This is a genomic window from Streptomyces sp. NPDC037271 (assembly GCF_055603605.1).
In genome coordinates this window covers 431,223-448,054 of sequence record NZ_JBVJVN010000001.1, presented here as the reverse complement: position 1 = coordinate 448,054, position 16,832 = coordinate 431,223, and the positions used below count along the sequence as shown (strand labels likewise).

General features: G+C 71.8%; 17 protein-coding genes. 6 read left to right on the top strand and 11 right to left on the bottom strand.

What is annotated here, in order from left to right:
- Window positions 1-130: 130 nt before the first annotated feature.
- Together ACZ7G3_RS02150 and ACZ7G3_RS02145 are read left to right on the top strand one after the other, a co-directional pair.
- Window positions 131-682 (top strand): VanZ family protein, encoded by a 552-nt coding sequence (locus ACZ7G3_RS02150; protein WP_470922863.1) that lies wholly within the window; start codon window positions 131-133, stop codon window positions 680-682.
- 94 nt (window positions 683-776) lie between these two features.
- Window positions 777-980, top strand: coding sequence for a PspC domain-containing protein (locus ACZ7G3_RS02145; protein ID WP_426597080.1), 204 nt, complete (start codon window positions 777-779; stop codon window positions 978-980).
- A 175-nt stretch (window positions 981-1,155) separates the two neighbouring features.
- Here ACZ7G3_RS02145 and ACZ7G3_RS02140 read toward each other — a convergent pair whose 3' ends face one another.
- Window positions 1,156-1,485 (bottom strand): ATP-binding protein, encoded by a 330-nt coding sequence (locus ACZ7G3_RS02140; RefSeq protein ID WP_426597081.1) that lies wholly within the window; start codon window positions 1,483-1,485, stop codon window positions 1,156-1,158.
- A gap of 178 nt (window positions 1,486-1,663) precedes the next feature.
- Window positions 1,664-2,890 (bottom strand): adenosine deaminase, encoded by a 1,227-nt coding sequence (locus tag ACZ7G3_RS02135; RefSeq protein WP_470922862.1) that lies wholly within the window; start codon window positions 2,888-2,890, stop codon window positions 1,664-1,666.
- A gap of 145 nt (window positions 2,891-3,035) precedes the next feature.
- Between ACZ7G3_RS02135 and ACZ7G3_RS02130 the strand changes: the two genes are divergently transcribed.
- Window positions 3,036-3,797 carry an alpha/beta hydrolase gene (locus tag ACZ7G3_RS02130; protein WP_470922861.1) on the top strand — a complete coding sequence of 254 codons (762 nt, stop codon included), beginning with the start codon at window positions 3,036-3,038 and terminating at the stop codon, window positions 3,795-3,797.
- A gap of 49 nt (window positions 3,798-3,846) precedes the next feature.
- Here ACZ7G3_RS02130 and ACZ7G3_RS02125 read toward each other — a convergent pair whose 3' ends face one another.
- Window positions 3,847-4,800 carry a LysR family transcriptional regulator gene (locus ACZ7G3_RS02125; RefSeq protein ID WP_426597084.1) on the bottom strand — a complete coding sequence of 318 codons (954 nt, stop codon included), beginning with the start codon at window positions 4,798-4,800 and terminating at the stop codon, window positions 3,847-3,849.
- 63 nt (window positions 4,801-4,863) lie between these two features.
- Here ACZ7G3_RS02125 and ACZ7G3_RS02120 point away from each other — a divergent pair, with 63 nt between their 5' ends.
- A complete protein-coding gene (locus ACZ7G3_RS02120) occupies window positions 4,864-6,165 on the top strand; it encodes an MFS transporter (protein WP_470922860.1) in 1,302 nt (433 codons plus the stop codon).
- Window positions 6,166-6,272: 107 nt separating this feature from the next.
- A complete protein-coding gene (locus ACZ7G3_RS02115; RefSeq protein WP_470922859.1) occupies window positions 6,273-7,277 on the top strand; it encodes a sigma-70 family RNA polymerase sigma factor in 1,005 nt (334 codons plus the stop codon).
- On the opposite strand, the gene ACZ7G3_RS02110 is transcribed toward ACZ7G3_RS02115, so the two are convergent.
- On the bottom strand, window positions 7,170-7,556 hold the full coding sequence (locus tag ACZ7G3_RS02110; protein WP_470922858.1) for an STAS domain-containing protein: 387 nt from the start codon (window positions 7,554-7,556) through the stop codon (window positions 7,170-7,172). The two genes, ACZ7G3_RS02115 and ACZ7G3_RS02110, sit on opposite strands and share 108 nt — an antisense overlap.
- A 126-nt stretch (window positions 7,557-7,682) precedes the next feature.
- On the opposite strand from ACZ7G3_RS02110, the gene ACZ7G3_RS02105 reads away from it, so the two are divergent.
- Window positions 7,683-8,603, top strand: a complete 921-nt coding sequence (locus tag ACZ7G3_RS02105; protein ID WP_470922857.1) for an AEC family transporter — start codon at window positions 7,683-7,685, stop codon at window positions 8,601-8,603.
- A 1-nt stretch (window position 8,604) separates the two neighbouring features.
- On the opposite strand, the gene ACZ7G3_RS02100 is transcribed toward ACZ7G3_RS02105, so the two are convergent.
- The 7 genes from ACZ7G3_RS02100 to ACZ7G3_RS02070 form a co-directional block, all read right to left on the bottom strand.
- Window positions 8,605-9,189 carry a Uma2 family endonuclease gene (locus tag ACZ7G3_RS02100; protein ID WP_470922856.1) on the bottom strand — a complete coding sequence of 195 codons (585 nt, stop codon included), beginning with the start codon at window positions 9,187-9,189 and terminating at the stop codon, window positions 8,605-8,607.
- A 102-nt stretch (window positions 9,190-9,291) separates the two neighbouring features.
- On the bottom strand, window positions 9,292-10,575 hold the full coding sequence (locus tag ACZ7G3_RS02095; RefSeq protein WP_470922855.1) for a thymidine phosphorylase: 1,284 nt from the start codon (window positions 10,573-10,575) through the stop codon (window positions 9,292-9,294).
- Window positions 10,576-10,604: 29 nt separating this feature from the next.
- Window positions 10,605-10,997: a cytidine deaminase gene (locus ACZ7G3_RS02090; RefSeq protein ID WP_426597090.1), complete on the bottom strand. Its 393-nt coding sequence runs from the start codon at window positions 10,995-10,997 to the stop codon at window positions 10,605-10,607.
- Window positions 10,994-12,259, bottom strand: coding sequence for an ABC transporter permease (locus ACZ7G3_RS02085; RefSeq protein ID WP_470922854.1), 1,266 nt, complete (start codon window positions 12,257-12,259; stop codon window positions 10,994-10,996). Before ACZ7G3_RS02085 ends, ACZ7G3_RS02090 begins: the two co-directional genes overlap by 4 nt.
- The gene (locus ACZ7G3_RS02080) at window positions 12,256-13,380 is read right to left on the bottom strand and encodes an ABC transporter permease (protein ID WP_073724795.1); all 1,125 of its coding nucleotides are present in this window, start codon (window positions 13,378-13,380) and stop codon (window positions 12,256-12,258) included. The genes ACZ7G3_RS02085 and ACZ7G3_RS02080 overlap by 4 nt, the downstream gene beginning before the upstream one ends.
- Window positions 13,380-14,939, bottom strand: a complete 1,560-nt coding sequence (locus tag ACZ7G3_RS02075) for an ABC transporter ATP-binding protein (protein ID WP_470922853.1) — start codon at window positions 14,937-14,939, stop codon at window positions 13,380-13,382. The genes ACZ7G3_RS02080 and ACZ7G3_RS02075 overlap by 1 nt, the downstream gene beginning before the upstream one ends.
- Before the next feature lie 222 nt (window positions 14,940-15,161).
- A complete protein-coding gene (locus ACZ7G3_RS02070; RefSeq protein WP_426597093.1) occupies window positions 15,162-16,208 on the bottom strand; it encodes a BMP family lipoprotein in 1,047 nt (348 codons plus the stop codon).
- Window positions 16,209-16,832: the final 624 nt, after the last annotated feature.

The following is a 16,832-nucleotide window of genomic DNA, read 5'->3' as shown; positions in this document are numbered from 1 at the left end:
GCGGTGGGGCCGACGCCCCGGGGGTGGGGCCGGCGCCCCGGGGGACGGCGGGCGGGCCATGTGGCGCAAGCCTCACCCTTGCGAGGGAGGGACCGGAACCGAGTACGGCGGCGGCCGCGTCTAGGGGTGCGTGCAGCGTCATGGGTTCCTCGGCGGCAGCGTCGCGCTCCGCATCCGTGTGACAGGAAGTGTCCTCCTGGTCGCACATCTCGCGTTCGTCGCCTGGTACACGCTGCGGCCACTCGACGTCCCCTGGGTGCTGCCGCCCAACCTGGAGCCGGGCGCCGGGATCCGCGCCGATCTGGCGCTCGGCTGGCCCGCGGCGGCCCATTCCCTCGGCGGGGCGCTCGCGCTGCTGGCGCCCCTGGGGGTGCTGCTGCCGATGGCGGGCGGCCGGCTGGCCGTCTCGCCGCTCGCCTCCCTGCTGCGCACCACGGCCGCGGGGGCCCTGTTGTCGCTGGGCATCGAACTGCTGCAGACGGGGGTGCCCGGTCAGGTCGTCGACGTCGACTCACTGCTGCTCAACACGGCGGGCGTGGCCCTCGCGCACCTCGCCCTGGTACCCGCGGGCCGCGCCCGGCTCCGTCGCAGGTCCCGGCGGGGCGGCCGGGAGGGCGTCCGCCGGGAGGAGCCCACTCAGGGTCGGACCCCGACGATTCCCAGGGTCGGAATCGCACCGTAGAGCGACGCTTTGCTCCGTTCGTCTCCGTAGCGTGGAAGGCAGATGAAGGGGAAGCCGAACGGCAGCCCCACCACACGCTCACGAAGGAGCCGCGATGTCCCGCCTCGCCCGCCCCACCAACGGCCGCATGATCGGCGGAGTGTGCGCCGCGCTGGCCCGGCGCTTCGGCACCTCCACCACCACGATGCGGGTGATCTTCCTGGTCTCCTGCCTGCTGCCCGGCCCTCAGTTCCTGCTCTACATCGCCCTGTGGTTCCTGCTGCCGTCCGAGGAGAAGGCCGCCCGCACGGCCTGGTGACGGACCCATGGCCTGGTGACGGGCCATGGCCTGAGGAAGGCCCGTACGGGGCTGTGCCGGCGGGCTGACGGACGTACCTCCCCTCTGGTACACCGACGGGGCGCACCCGGTGACACCGGGTGCGCCCCGTCGGCGCGTGGGAGGAGGCGGGCTCAGCCGCCGTCCGGGAGGCCGTTCAGACCAGGCCCTTGGCCGGCATGCCGCCGAGCAGGCCGGCGACCGGCTGGACCGGAAGGTCGGAGAGCTGCTCGGCGACCACCTGATCGGCGAGCGGCGGCGCGGCGGTCAGACCCTCACCGGCGATGTGGCGGGTCTGCTCCAGCCCGTTGGCCGTGAGGGGCGCCACATCGGAGAGGGTCTCCGCGGGGAGCGTCCGGGCCACGGAGTCCACCGCCTGGGTGGCGTCCGGGAGCTCCGGGGCCGCGGTGGCCGTGCCCGCACCGACGGCGGCGAAGGCGGCACCGAGGGCGGCGACACCGAGGGTCTTGACAGCAGACTTCTTCATGAAATGCGTCCTCGAAATGGGATGACGGGGATACAAGCGGTACTCGACCGTAAACATGCGGCACCCCCCGCGGCAAACATCGAAATGCGGATGGATTGTGAAACCCCGTCCCCATTTCCGTATTACCGTAGCCCCCCTATCAGCCCTCACCGTCCGAGAAACCGCTGATGGCAGCCCTCTACTGGAACAGCCATTCGGATTTCAGCTCCGCGTAACCGGGCTTGATCACGTCATTGATCATGGCCAGTCGTTCATCGAAAGGAATGAACGCTGATTTCATCGCATTGACGGAGAACCACTGCATGTCGTCGAGCGTGTAACCGAACGCGTCGACAAGGTGCTCGAATTCCCGGCTCATGCCGGTGTGGGACATCAACCGGTTGTCGGTGTTGACGGTGACACGGAACCGCAGCCGGCGCAGCAGCCCGATGGGGTGCTCGGCGTAGGAGTCGGCCGCCCCGGTCTGCAGGTTGGAGCTGGGGCACAGTTCGAGCGGGATGCGCTTGTCCCGGACGTACGAGGCGAGCCGCCCGAGCTCGACCGTGCCGTCCTCGTGGACCTGGATGTCGTCGATGATGCGCACGCCGTGCCCGAGCCGGTCGGCGCCGCACCACTGCAGGGCCTGCCAGATGGACGGCAGCCCGAAGGCCTCGCCGGCGTGGATGGTGAAGTGGTTGTTCTCGCGCTTGAGGTACTCGAAGGCGTCCAGGTGCCGGGTGGGCGGGTACCCGGCCTCGGCCCCCGCGATGTCGAAGCCGACGACACCCTGGTCCCGGTACCGGTTGGCGAGTTCGGCGATCTCCAGGGCGCGGGCGGCGTGCCGCATGGCGGTGAGCAGGGCGCCGACACGGATCCGGTGGCCGTTGTCCCGTGCCCGGCGCTCGCCCTCCCGGAACCCCTCGTCGACGGCCTCGACGACCTCTTCCAGGGTCAGCCCCCGTTCGAGGTGCTGCTCGGGGGCGTACCGCACCTCGGCGTAGACGACGCCGTCCGCGGCGAGGTCCTCGGCGCACTCGGCGGCGACCCGGACCAGGGCGTCGCGGGTCTGCATGACGCCGACGGTGTGCGAGAAGGTCTCCAGGTACCGCTCCAGCGACCCGGAGTCGGCGGCCTGCCGGAACCAGGCGCCGAGCCGGCCGGCATCGGTCTCGGGGAGGTCCCCGTAGCCGGTCGCCCGGGCGAGTTCGACGACCGTGGAGGGACGCAGTCCGCCGTCGAGGTGGTCGTGCAGCAGAACCTTCGGCGCCCGGCGGATCTGGTCCGGCGCCGGAGTCCTCGCGGTGTTCTTCGCGGCGGCCTGCGCGGTGCTCGTCGTGGCGGCCTGCGCGGTGCTCGTCGTGGCGGCCTTCGCGGTGGTCGTCGTGGCGGCCTGCGCGGCGGTCTTCGCGGTGCTCTGGCTCGTCATTTCCGCACCCTAACTCCTACGCGCGTAGAGCGCGGGGCGAACGCGCGTAGCCGACGAGCCCGGCCGCGGTGTACGGATCCGACGATATGTAACGGTGACTGCGCGGACGGGTGGCGTACACCTGGACTTCTGAGAATCTTCTGCCATGGCACAGCAAGCGACGCCGGTCCGTCGGGCCCGGCTGGGGCGAACGCTCGGTCCGGACGGAACGGCGGTGAGCGGTGTGGTGCTGCTGCTCCCCGGTGGCGACGAGGTCTCCAGCCGCAAACCGTCCCCGCTGCTGGCGGCCTCCTCCGTACGCGCGTTGGGGCGCCGGCTGGCACGCGCGGGTCGGGGGGAGGGCCTGGCCACGCATGTCGTGCACTACCGCTACCGCGGCTGGAACGGCACGGAGGCCCACCTCGCCCGGGACGCCGACTGGGCCGCGGACGAGGCCGTACGGCGCTACGGCGACGTACCGGTCTGCCTGGCCGGCGTCGACATGGGCGGACGGGCGGCACTGCGCGCGGGCGGACACGAGGCCGTCAACTCGGTGCTGGCGATCGCACCCTGGCTGCCCGACGAGGACATGGCCGCGCCACCCGAACCGGTGAAGCAGCTCGCCGGGCGCCAGGTGCTGATCGTGCACGGCACGAACGACGAACGCAGCGACCCCGAGCTCTCGTTCCGGCTGGCCGCCCGGGCGAAGAAGGCGAACCGTTCCGTGTGCCGGTTCGAGGTGCACTCCGACGGCCACGGTCTGCGGCACTACCGGGAGGAAGTCGCCGCGCTGGCGGAGGACTTCGTGATGGGCGTGCTGTTCGGGCAGTCGTTCTCCCGGCCGGTGGAGGACGCGCTGGCCGCTCCCCCGCCGCTGGGGCTGCGGATGCCGTTGGCGGTGGGGTTCGGGAAGTCGTTGCGGCGTTAGAAGGCTCGCGTCCCGGGCCGGCCGGGGTCAGGAGGGAGCAGGTGGCGGGTCAGGAGGGGAGCAGGTGGCCCCTCCTCGACAGCAGGAACTTCTTGAACGCCGCCACCGGGGGCGTGTCCGTACGGCCCGCCAGCCAGGCCACACCGATCTCACGGGCCGCGCGCGGGGCCGTGACCGTCAGCTCGACCACGCCGGGGCGGGGCACCGCGGGCGGCGGCAGCAGGGCGACGCCGAGACCCGCCGCGACCAGACCGCGGAGCGTCTCCGCCTCCTCCCCCTCGAACGCCACCCTGGGCCGGAAACCGGCCTCCTTGCACAGGGCGTCGGTGATGCGGCGCAGGCCGTAGCCCGGCTCCAGGGTCACGAAGGCCTCGTCGGCGGCCTCGGCGAGGCGCACGCGCCTGCGCCCGGCCAGCGAGTGGTCGGCGGGGACGACCAGGCGCAGCTTCTGCTCGTCGAGGCGGCGGGCGACCAGGTCGGGGGCGTCCGGGACCGGGGAGGTGAGGCAGAGGTCGAGTTCGCCGGCGCGCAGTCGCTCCAGCATGGCCTCGCCGTAGTTCTGGACGAGGCTGAAGCGGACGCGGGGGTGGTCGGCGCGGAAGGCGTGCAGCAGACCGGGTACGGTCTCGGCGCCCATCGTGTGCAGGAAGCCGAAGGCGACCTTGCCGGTGGCCGGGTCGGCGTCCGCGCGGACCTCGTCGGCTGCGCGCTCCACCTCGGCGAGGGCGCGTTCGACGGAGCCGAGGAAGGTGCGTCCGGCGACGGTCAGCGCCAGGGTGCGGCCGCGGCGCACGAACAGGTCGACGCCCAGGTCCGCTTCGAGGCGGACGAGGGCGCGGGAGAGCGTCGACTGAGGGACGTTCATCTCCTGGGCGGCCCGGGTGACGTGCTCGGTGCGGGCCACGCCGGCGAAGTGCGCGAGGCGGGGCGCGAGCAGCGCGACGATGTCTTCTGTGTCACCGGAAGGTGACAGGCGGGCCTGTGAGCTCTGCTGATGCACCATGGGAACGATTATGGCCATTCCATGCATTGGACGGATGAGTCGCGGGCTTCGTACGGTCCCGGTATGACTCCCGCCGATACCGGGGCGTCCACCACCGTGGGCGCCGCTGCATCCGTCTCCGACGCCTTCGAGACCCGCGACTCGCGCATGACCCCGGGCGGCCCCGGCTACCGCCGGATGAGTTTCGCCCTCTTCCTCGCGGGCGTCGCGACCTTCGCCCTCCTCTACTCCACCCAGGCCCTGCTGCCGCTGATCTCGGGCGACATGGGCGTCACCGCGGGCGACGCGAGCTGGACGGTGGCCGCCGCGACCGGCGGCCTCGCGGTGTTCGTCCTGCCGATGAGCGCGCTGTCGGAGCGCTTCGGACGGCGCACGGTCATGACGGCGTCGCTGGCGGTCGCGGTGACGGTCGGACTGCTGGTGCCCTTCGCCCCGTCGCTGCCGGCGCTGGTCGCGCTGCGCGCGGTGCAGGGCGCGGCGCTGGCCGGACTGCCGGCCTCGGCGACGGCGTACCTGGCGGAGGAGGTCACCCCGCGGGCGCTGGTCACCGCCATCGGCCTGTTCGTCGCGGGCAACAGCGTGGGCGGGATGAGCGGCCGGGTCATCACCGGCTGGGTCGCCCAGGAGTGGGGCTGGCGGGTCGCCGTCGGCGTGATCGGCGTGGTGGCGGTGGCGTGCGCGGTGGCCTTCCGGCTGCTGCTGCCCGCGCCGAAGCACTTCACGCCGGGCTCGCTGCGCCCGCGCGTCCTGGTCCGCACGGTCCGCGGCCACCTCGCCGACCCGCTGCTGCGCCGCCTGTACGCGATCGGCGCGCTGTTCATGACGGTGTTCGGCGGCGTCTACACGGTGATCGGCTACCGCCTGGCGGAGGCGCCGTTCTCGCTCCCGCAGGGCCTCATCGGCTCGATCTTCCTGGTCTACCTGGTCGGTACGGTGTCGGCGTCCACGGCGGGCCGGCTGGTGGGCCGCCTCGGCCGCCGCGGCGCGCTGTACCTGGGCGGCTCCACGACCGCGGCGGGGCTGCTGCTCTCCCTCGCCCCGTCCCTGCCGCTGGTCCTGCTGGGCCTGGTGCTGATCACGGCGGGCTTCTTCGCCGGGCACGCGGTGGCCTCCTCGGCGGTCGGCAAGACCGCCACGCACGGCCGCGCCCAGGCCTCGGCGCTGTACCAGTCCGCCTACTACGTCGGCTCCAGCGCGGGCAGCACGGTCGGCGCGATGGCGTTCCACTCCGGAGGCTGGGCCGGGACGGTCGGGGTCGGGCTGCTGGCGGTGCTGGGCGTCGTGGCGATCACGGCGCTCGGTTCGCTCGCGGCGCGGCGGCAGGCCGGGGGCACGCCGGTGCGCGCCTTGAGCATGCCTCGCTGACCTGCGCGTTTCCTGACTGCACAGGCCATTGTCAGTCCGCTGCGGTAGCTTCCGAAGTGCGAGGCGCGAAGACGCGCACGAAGGGACGCCACAGGGGTGGGTGGACGATGACCAACGGCACCGTGACGACGGAGCTGGATTCCGCGCTGGAGAAGCACCGGGTCGAGCTGACGGGGTACTGCTACCGGATGCTCGGCTCCTCCTTCGAGGCCGAGGACGCGGTCCAGGACACCCTGGTCCGCGCCTGGCGGAGCTACGACAAGTTCGAGGGCCGCTCCAGCCTCCGTTCCTGGCTCTACCGGATCGCGACCAACGTCTGCCTGGACATGCTGACCGCGGGCAACAAACGGGCCCGCCCGATGGACCTGACGGACTCGACGCCCCTCGCCCGGGCCGCCCTGTCCCCCCGCCCGGACAGCACCTGGCTGGAGCCGATGCCGGACGCCCGCGTACTGCCCTCGACCGCCGACCCGGCCGAGGCCGCCGTCGCCAAGGAGTCGGTGCGGCTCGCCTTCATGGCCGCGCTGCAGCAGCTGCCGCCCAAGCAGCGGGCGGTGCTGATCCTGCGCGAGGTGCTGGCGTGGAGGGCGAGCGAGGTCGCCGAGCTGCTCGGCACCTCGGTCGCGTCGGTCAACAGCGCCCTGCAGCGCGCCCGCGCGACCCTCGCCGAGCGGGAGGAGCGGGGCGACGGCGCGGCGGTGTCCGACCCGCTGGACGAGGAGCAGCAGAAGCTGCTGGAGCGCTACGTCGCGGCCTTCGAGGGCTACGACATGACGGCGCTGACGGCGCTGCTGCACGAGGACGCCGTGATGACGATGCCGCCGTTCGACCTGTGGCTGGCCGGTCCGGCGGACATCACCGGTTTCATGACGACGCTCGGCGCGGCGTGCGCGAACTCGCGGCTGGTGCCGGTCCAGGCCAACGGGCTGCCGGCCTTCGCGCACTACAAGCCGGACGAGGAAGCGGGCGGCTACGCCCCCTGGGCGGTCCAGGTGCTGGAGATCTCAGACGGCCGCATCACCGGGTTCCACTGCTTCCTCGACACCAAGCGGTGGTTCCCGCTGTTCGACCTGCCGCTCCGTCTCGAAGCGGAGGCCGACGAGGTCCAGTAGGGCGTGCAGGGCGGGGTCGGGGTCGCGCAGCCGGATCCGGCCCCCGGCCCGCCGGGCCGTGAGCTCCAGGCGGGCCAGCAGATCGACGACGGCGAGCCCCGGCGGTCCCAGCCCGCCGACGTCGCAGACGACCACCCCGGCCCGGGTGGTTTTCAGCAGTGCGCGCACCTCGTCACAGAGCCGGGGTGTCTCCCCTCGGGAGACGGGCCCCGGCAGCACGAGTACGGCGGGTGTCACGGCGTCCACGTGCGGTAGACCCGGGGCGGGCCGGGAACTCATCGGTGCCCACCATCAGAGATCACATTGACCTGGGCACGCCCCTGCCCGGAGGGTTTGCTGTATGCCCCACGCATCCCCTCCCCGCGCCATGCCCCACCAGGTCCGTCCGCTCGGCGGGGAGGTGCCGTGCAGGGGGTACTGACCGGCTTCGCGGTCATCGCGGTCGTCATCGCCGTCGGTTACGTGCTCGGTCTTCGGGGCCACCTCGGGCCCCAGGGGCGCGAGGTCCTGACGAAGCTCGCCTTCCATGTGGCCTCGCCGGCCCTGCTGTTCACCACGCTGGCGACCGCCGACCTGTCGGTGGTCTTCTCCAGCCGGCTGCTGGTGACGGCGCTGTCCACGGCCGCGGTGGCCGGGGTCTTCGTCGCGGTGGGTGTCGTACGGGGCTGGGGCGTGGGCCGGACGACGATCGGCGCGCTGTGCTCCGGTTACGTCAACTCCGGCAACCTCGGTATCCCGATCGCCGTGTACGTGCTGGGCGACGCCTCGCTGGTGGCGCCGGTCCTGCTGTTCCAGCTGGTGCTGGTGACGCCGGTGGCGGTGACGCTCCTGGACCTGTCGGGCGGGGACGGGAAGGGCCCGCTGTGGCGGCGGCTGCTGACGCCGCTGCGCAATCCGATAGCGCTGGGCTCGCTGGCGGGCGTCGCGGTGGCGGCGAGCGGCCTGCGGGTGCCGGACCCTGTGATGGACCCGCTGACCCTGATCGGCAACATGTCCGTGCCGGCGGTCCTGCTGGCCTTCGGCATCGGCCTGTGCGGCTCCACGATGCCGCTGCGGGGAGTGGAACGGCGGCCCGTGCTGCTCGCGGTGGCGTTGAAGACGGTGGGCCAGCCCGCGGTGGCCTGGGCGCTGGCGTCCGGGGTGTTCGGACTGCGGGGCGCGCAACTGCTGGACGTGGTGGTGACGTCGGCGCTGCCCGCGGCACAGAACCTGTACACGTACGCGTCGACGTACGGGGTGGGCGAGCGGCTGGCGCGGGACGCGATTCTCGTGTCGACGGTGGTTTCGGTGCCGGTGCTGGTGGGGGTGGCGGCGGTGCTGGGGTGAGTCAGGCCTCGGGGAACTCGCTGGTGTCGATGGTCAGGTCGAAGGGGGCGGGGAGGGTGAGGGGGTCGCCGAACTTGGCGGCGCTCAGCACCCGGTAGACGTCGCCCTTCGGTTCACCGTAGAGCGTCGCGGTGGGCCCGCCGGGGGCCCAGCGGTCGACGAGGAGGTAGAGCGGGATACCGGCCGTGGCGTAGGCGGCCGGCTTGCTGACGCGGTCGTGGCGGGCGTTGGACTTCGAGGTGACCTCGACGACGAGTTCCGCGAGTGCGGCGGGGATGTGGGTGTCGGACTCGGTGTGATCGGGCAACTGTGCCACCACGATGTCCGGGATCAACATCCCCAGGCGGGACGGCACCGCGAGTGCGAGCGTCTGATATACCCCCCATTCACCAGGAATCACCGAATACAAGCGGCGCTGAATTCGTTCGGCGATGGCGTTGTGAGGCAGTCCCGGAGCTGGTGACACGGTGATGATCCCCTCAATGATCTCCACCTTGCTGCCCTCGGGCCATTCCATCTCCTCCCAGAACCGGACGAGGTCGTCCCAGTTCTGATCGGGCTCCTGGCTCACGGTGAGTGCGCTCATGGCGGTTCTCCTTCGGTGCGTCACCGATCCCAGCATGCCGAACGGGACCGGCAGAGGTCTACCGATCCCGTTCACCCGAAGGGGGGGGGGGGAAGCGCCTGGTCAGGCGATACGTTCCCGCACCACCGGCGAGGCGGTGAAGTCCGTGCCCGCCGGAGCCACGTCGTAGGAACCCTCCACCGCCGCGAGCGCGTACTCGAAGCGGTCCGGGGTGTCGGTGTGCAGGGTCAGGAGGGGCTGGCCCTCGGTGACCGTGTCGCCGGGCTTGGCATGGAGTTCGACGCCCGCGGCGGCCTGCACCGGGTCCTCCTTGCGGGCGCGGCCCGCGCCCAGGCGCCAGGCGGCGACGCCGATGTCGTAGGCGTCGAGGCGGGTCAGGACGCCGGAGGCGCCCGCCTTGACGACGTGCTGCTCCTTCGACGTGGGCAGGGCCGCGTCCGGGTCGCCGCCCTGGGCCGCGATCATGCGGCGCCAGACGTCCATCGCGGAGCCGTCGGCGAGGGCCTTCGCCGGGTCGGCGTCCGGCAGGCCGGCCGCGGCCAGCATCTCGCGGGCCAGGGCGAGGGTCAGCTCGACCACGTCGGACGGGCCGCCGCCGGCCAGGACCTCGACCGACTCGCGGACCTCCAGGGCGTTGCCCGCCGTGAGGCCGAGCGGGGTGGCCATGTCCGTGAGCAGGGCGACGGTCTTCACGCCGTGGTCCGTGCCGAGGCCGACCATCGTGGAGGCCAGCTCGCGGGCGTCCTCGATCGTCTTCATGAAGGCGCCCGAGCCCACCTTCACGTCCAGGACCAGGGAGCCGGTGCCCTCGGCGATCTTCTTGGACATGATGGAGGAGGCGATCAGCGGGATCGCCTCGACCGTGCCGGTCACGTCCCGGAGGGCGTACAGCTTCTTGTCGGCGGGGGCGAGGCCGTCGCCGGCCGCGCAGATCACCGCGCCGACGCCGTCCAGGACGTTCAGCATCTCCTCGTTGGAGAGGAGGGCGCGCCAGCCGGGGATGGACTCCAGCTTGTCCAGGGTGCCGCCGGTGTGGCCGAGGCCCCGGCCGGAGAGCTGTGGGACGGCCGCGCCGCAGGCGGCGACCAGCGGGGCGAGCGGCAGGGTGATCTTGTCGCCGACGCCGCCCGTGGAGTGCTTGTCGGCGGTCGGGCGGGACAGGGAGGAGAAGTCCATGCGCTCGCCGGAGGCGATCATCGCGGCCGTCCAGCGGGCGATCTCGCCGCGGTTCATGCCGTTGAGCAGGATCGCCATCGCGAGCGAGGACATCTGCTCGTCGGCCACCGCGCCGCGCGTGTACGCGTCGACGACCCAGTCGATCTGCTCACCGCTGAGTTCGCCGCGGTCCCGCTTGGTGCGGATGACGGAGATGACGTCCATGGCCATACCTGGCTTTCCTTACGGGGTTGCGGGTGTTACTTGGTGAGGTGGTCGGGGCCGAAGGCCTGCGGGAGCATCTCCGACAGCGGGAGCACCCCCGCCGGGGTCTCCAGCAGCAGCTCCGGGCCGCCGAACTCGTACAGCAGCTGCCGGCAGCGGCCGCACGGGACGAGGACCGCGCCGTGGCCGTCGACGCAGACGAAGTGCGTCAGCCGGCCGCCGCCGGTGAGCTGGAGCTGGGAGACGAGGCCGCACTCGGCGCACAGGCCGATGCCGTAGCTGGCGTTCTCCACGTTGCAGCCGGTGACGGTGCGGCCGTCGTCGACCAGGGCGGCGGCGCCGACGGCGTACCCGGAGTACGGGGCGTAGGCCCGGGCCATCGCCTCGCGGGCCGCCGTGCGCAGCGCGCCCCAGTCGACGTCGGTCATTTGCCCTGCCCCTTCCGGTACTGCATGCCGTTCGCCTTGGGCATGCGCAGCCGCTGGGCGGACAGCGCGAGGACGACGAGGGTGATGACGTACGGCGTGGCGGAGACGACCTGGTTGGGCACGTCGTCGGTGGTGGCGTACCAGGCGAAGACGAGGGCGCCGACGACCACCGTGATCGCGGCCTTGACGTACTTCTTGCGGATCGCGAGCCAGATGGCGCCGGCGACCAGCAGCAGCGCGCCGAGCAGCAGCAGGGCGTGCACGTTGGCGGAGCCGCCGCGCAGGTTGAGGCTGTCGGTGTAGCCGAAGAGGCCGGCGCCGATGGCGAGGCCGCCCGGCATCCAGTTGCCGAAGATCATGGCCGCGAGGCCGATGTAGCCGCGGCCGCTGGTCTGGCCCTCCAGGTAGAAGGGGTTGGCGACGATGGAGAGGAAGACGCCGCCGAGGCCGGCCAGGCCGCCGGAGATGATCACGGCGAGGTACTTGTACTTGTAGACGTTGACGCCGAGGGACTCGGCGGCGACCGGGTTCTCGCCGCAGGAGCGCAGGCGGAGGCCGAACGGGGTGCGCCACAGGATGTACCAGCTGGCGGGGATCAGCGCGACGGCGATCAGGGTGAGCCAGGAGACGTCGGTGACCAGGCCGCCGAGCAGGCCGGCGATGTCCGAGACGAAGAACCAGTGCTGGTCGTTGAGGCTTTCCAGGCCGTCGGAGAGGCCTGGAACCGAGAAGTGGCCCAGCGAGTCGACCGGCGGGGACTGCTTGGCGGAGCCGCCCTGGTGGCCCTCGAAGGCGAGCGGGGCGAGGTAGCGGGTGGCGCCGAGGGCGAGGATGTTGATGGCCACGCCGGAGACGATGTGGTTGACGTTGAAGGTGATCGTCACGATGGCGTGCAGCAGGCCGCCGAGCGCGCCGCCGACGATGCCCATCAGGACGCCGGTCCACGGGCCCCACTGGAAGCCGGCCCAGGCACCGAACCAGGTGCCGAGGATCAGCATGCCCTCGAGGCCGATGTTGACGACGCCCGCGCGCTCGGCCCACAGGCCGCCGAGACCGGCGAGGCCGATCGGCACGGCGAGCTGGAGCGCGGTGGACATCTGGCTGACGTTGGTGATGCCGTTGGCGCCGGTGATCAGGCGGACGATGGAGGTCAGTGCCAGGGCACCGGCGATGATCAGCAGCAGGACGGGCAGCGAGATCCGGCGGCCGGCCGGGGCCCCGTGCTCCAGCGTGGGCTGGTTGAGGTCGGTCGCGGTGGTCATCGGCCGGCCACCTCCTTCTTGGTGTTGTCGGTGGCGCCGAGGACGTGTCCGGCGGCCAGCTCGGCGCCGACGCGGCGCTGCTGGCGGCGCAGGCCCCACTCGCGGACGGCCTCGTAGGAGACGACGACGGAGAGGACGATCAGGCCCTGCATGATGACCGCGATCTCCTTGTCGTAGCCGTGGAAGTCCAGCTCGGGCGAGGCCTTGTCGAGCCAGGCCCACAGGAGGGCGGCGAAGGCGATGCCGACCGGGCTGTTGCGGCCGAGCAGGGCGATGCCGATGCCGAGGAAGCCGATGCCGGTGGGGAAGTTGAGGCTGTAGGTGTGGGTGTCGCCGAGCAGGATCGGCAGGCCCGCGAGACCGGCGAGGCCGCCGGAGAGGAGCATCGCGGTGAGCACCATGCGCTTGGGGTTGACGCCGCTGGCCGCGGCGGCGGACTCGGAGGCGCCGGAGGCGCGCAGGTCGAAGCCGAAGCGGGTGCGGTTGAGGACGACCCAGTAGCCGATGCCGAGGAGGACGGCGAGGATCACCAGGCCGTAGATCTCGCCGGCCGCGCCCATGTCGATGCCGGGGATCCAGCCGGACTCGTGCATCTCGCCGGTGGTGTTGTTGTTGCCGATCTTGACGCCGAAGACGTCGGGCAGCCACAGGTAGCCGATGACGGAGGTCGCGATGGCGTTCAGCATGATCGTCGCGACGACCTCGCTGACGCCCCGGGTCACCTTGAGGACGCCGGCGATGCCGGACCAGAAGGCGCCGGTGAGGACGGCGGTCAGCAGGAGGAGCGGGATCTGGAGGAAGGCGGGGAGGTTCGCGTGGGCGCCGACGATCGCGGCCATCATGGCGGCGAGCTGGTACTGGCCGTCGACGCCGATGTTGAACAGGTTCATCCGGAAGCCGATGGCCACCGCCAGGGCCGCGATGTAGTACATCGACGCCTGGTTGATGATCAGGACCTGGATGTCGGAGAACCCGGCCTGCTCGAACATGAGGGCGAACGGTTCGACCGGGTTCTTGCCCGAGGCGATCAGGACGATCGCGCTGAGCACGAAGGCCACGGCGAGTGCGATGACCGGTCCGGCCACCGCGAGGAGCACGCGCTCCTTGTCGAACTTCTTCATCAGCGGGCCTCGTCTTCCGCACCCGGGCCGCCGTCGGCCGGGGTCTCTTCGTGTTCGAGGTGTCCGGAGGCGGCGCCGGTCATCGCCGAGCCCAGCTCCTCGGGGGTGATGGTGGCCGGGTCGGCGTCCGCGACCAGCCGGCCGTCGTAGATCACCCGGAGGGTGTCGGACAGGCCGATCAGCTCGTCCAGGTCGGCGGAGATCAGCAGCACGGCCAGGCCCTCGCGGCGGGCCTCGCGGATGTGGTCCCAGATCGCGGCCTGCGCGCCGACGTCCACACCGCGGGTGGGGTGGGCGGCGATGAGGAAGCGCGGCTTGTGGCTCATCTCGCGGCCGACGATCAGCTTCTGCTGGTTGCCGCCGGACAGGGAGGCGGCGGTGACGTCGATGCCGGGGGTGCGGACGTCGTACGTCTCGACGATGCGGCGGGTGTCCTCCTGGGAGCCCTTGGGGTCCAGCCAGACGCCCTTGCTGTTGGGCTTCTCGGTGACGTGGCCGAGGATGCGGTTCTCCCAGAGGGGTGCCTCCAGGAGCAGGCCGTGGCGGTGGCGGTCCTCGGGGATGTAGCCGACGCCCTGCTCGCGGCGCTTGCGGGTGGGCAGCGCGGTGATGTCCTCGTCGAGGAAGCGGATGGTGCCGGAGTCGGCGTGGCGCAGGCCGATGAGCGCGTCGACCAGCTCGGTCTGGCCGTTGCCCTCGACGCCGGCGATGCCCAGCACCTCGCCGGCGTGGATGGTGAAGGTGATGTCGTCGAGCAGGGCCTTGCCGCCGGGGGCCGCGAGGCGCAGCTTGTCGACGGCGAGGACCTCGCGGTCGGTGACCGTGGACTCGGCGGTCTCCGGGGTGGGCAGCTCGCTGCCGACCATCAGCTCGGCGAGCTGGCGCGGGGTGGTCTCGGCGGGGACGGCGGTGCCGACCGTGGTGCCGCGGCGGATGACGGTGATCTCGTCGGCGACGGAGAGGACCTCGCCCAGCTTGTGCGAGATGAAGATGACCGACAGGCCCTCGGCCTTCAGTTCGCGCAGGTTGTCGAAGAGCGCGTCGACCTCCTGCGGGACCAGGACGGCGGTGGGCTCGTCGAGGATGAGGGTGCGGGCGCCGCGGTAGAGGACCTTGAGGATCTCCACGCGCTGGCGGGCGGCGACGCCGAGCTCCTCGACGAGGACGTCGGGGCGCACGCCGAGGCCGTACCGCTCGGAGATCTCCTTGATCTTCCGGCGGGCCCTGGCGCCGATGCCGTACAGCTTCTCGCTGCCGAGGACCACGTTCTCGAGGACCGTGAGGTTGTCGGCGAGCATGAAGTGCTGGTGGACCATGCCGATGCCGCGGGCGATGGCGTCGGCGGGCGACGAGAAGGCGACCTGCTCGCCGTCGATCGCGATGGTGCCCTCGTCCGGCTTCTGCATGCCGTAGAGGATCTTCATCAGGGTCGACTTGCCGGCGCCGTTCTCGCCGACGAGGGCGTGGACGGTGCCCTTGCGGACGGTCAGGTGGATGTCGTGGTTGGCCACGACACCGGGGAAACGCTTGGTGATCCCGGCGAGTTCGACGGCGGTCACCGATTCGTTGACCGCCGCTCCGGCCGGAGGGCTGCTGGACGCGTTGATGGCGCACTCTCCTGGGGACGGGGGCCGTCTACGCGCGTAGCGCCCCTACGGCATCTAAAAGCGGCGGCGGCACATCGACACGACGGGGTACGGGGAGGGCCCCGGAGGCGTCCTCCCCGTACCCCGTCGAGCGGTGCGACCACCGCGGTTACACGCTGTTCGAGGTGTTGCTGCTCAGCTGCTCTTGACCTTGATCTCGCCGCTGACGATCTTCTCCTTGGCCGTCTCGATGGCTGCCTGGAGCTCGGCGTTGTCCGCGAACTTCGGGTTGGAGTTCGAGAGGCCGACCTCGCCGGACTTCAGATCGCCCCGAACGATACCGGTCTCGGGCTTGCCGTCCTCGACCGACTTCGCGAGGTTGTACACCGCCTTCGCGACGTCCTTCGTGGCCGAAGTCAGGATGTAGTCCTTGTACTTCGCGAGGGCGTCCTGCTTGTACTGGTCGGAGTCGACGCCGATCGCCCAGACCTTGTTGGCGGCGGCGGCCTCGATCACGCCCTGACCGGACAGACCGGCCGCGGCGAAGACGACGTCGGCCTTCTTCTCGATCTGGCCCTCGGCGGCGGTCTTGCCCTTGTCGGGGCTGGAGAAGCCGCCCTCCTCCGCGGTCTGCGTCAGGTACTGCGAGACCACCTTGACCTTGGGGTCGGTGTCCGTGACGCCCTGCTTGAAGCCGGCCTCGAACTTGTGGATCAGCGGGATGTCCACGCCGCCCACGAAGCCGACCGTCTTGGTCTTGGTGCTCTTGGCGGCGGCGACACCGGCGAGGTAGGAGGCCTGCTCCTCGTTGAAGACGAGGTCGGCGACGTTCTTCGCCTCGATCGTCGCGTCGTCCACGATGCCGAAGGTGACGTCCGGGTACTTCTCCGCGGCGCTCTTCAGGGCGGCGGCGTACGCGTAGCCGACGCCGATGACCGGGTTGTGGCCCTGCTTGGCCAGGGAGACCAGGCGCTGCTCCTTGTCGGCGTCGGTCTCGCCGTCGGTGGGCTCGACGTCGGCCGTCTCGTAGCCGAACTCCTTCTTCGCCCGCTCGAGGCCCGCGTACGCGGCGTCGTTGAAGGACTGGTCGCCCTTGCCGCCGACGTCGTACGCGATGGCGAGCCCCTTGTCGCCCTTGGACTCCGACCCGGAGGAGGTCGAGGTACCACCGCAGGCGGAGAGGGCGAGGGCCAGGGAGGCGGTCGCTGCGCCTGCGACCGTGATCCGGGAAATCCGGCGCATGTCTGGTGCTCCTGTCGTACAAAGCGCCGGACGGTTCGGCTACGGCGCTGGCTTCGCCGCAGATTAACGCGCGTAGACCTGCCTGAAAACCCCTTCTGTCCACCTTGTTATGCGCCCGTGAGCAAGGCGCCGCGGACGGGGGCCCGGCGGCGGCCGGGGGCTTGCCGGACGCAAACGGAGGGTGGCGGAGGGTGACGCCGGGGGCGTGTGCGCGGGTGTGCCCGGCGGTGAGCGGTGGTGGTCGGCATGCGGAGGGTGTCCGGCGGTGAGCGGTGGTGGCCGACACACGGGGGAGACGTCCGGCAGCGAGCCGCAGTGGCCGACGTACGGGAGACGTCCGGCAGCGAGCCACGGCGGCCGACATGCGGGAGGCGTCCGGCAGCGAGCGGCGGTGGCCGGCATGGGTGGGGGGCGGCGGTGGGGGGCGACGGTGGGGGGCGACGGTGGGGGGCGACGTGGGGGGCGGCGGTGCGTGGCACGCCGGAGCGGGGGGGGGGGGGGGGGGGGGGCGCCCCCCCCCCCCCCCCCCCCCCCCCCCCACGCCCCCCCCCCCCCCCCCCTTCCCCCCCCCCCCCCCCCCCCCCCCCCACCCCCCCCCCCCCCCCCCCCCGACCCCCACTCCGA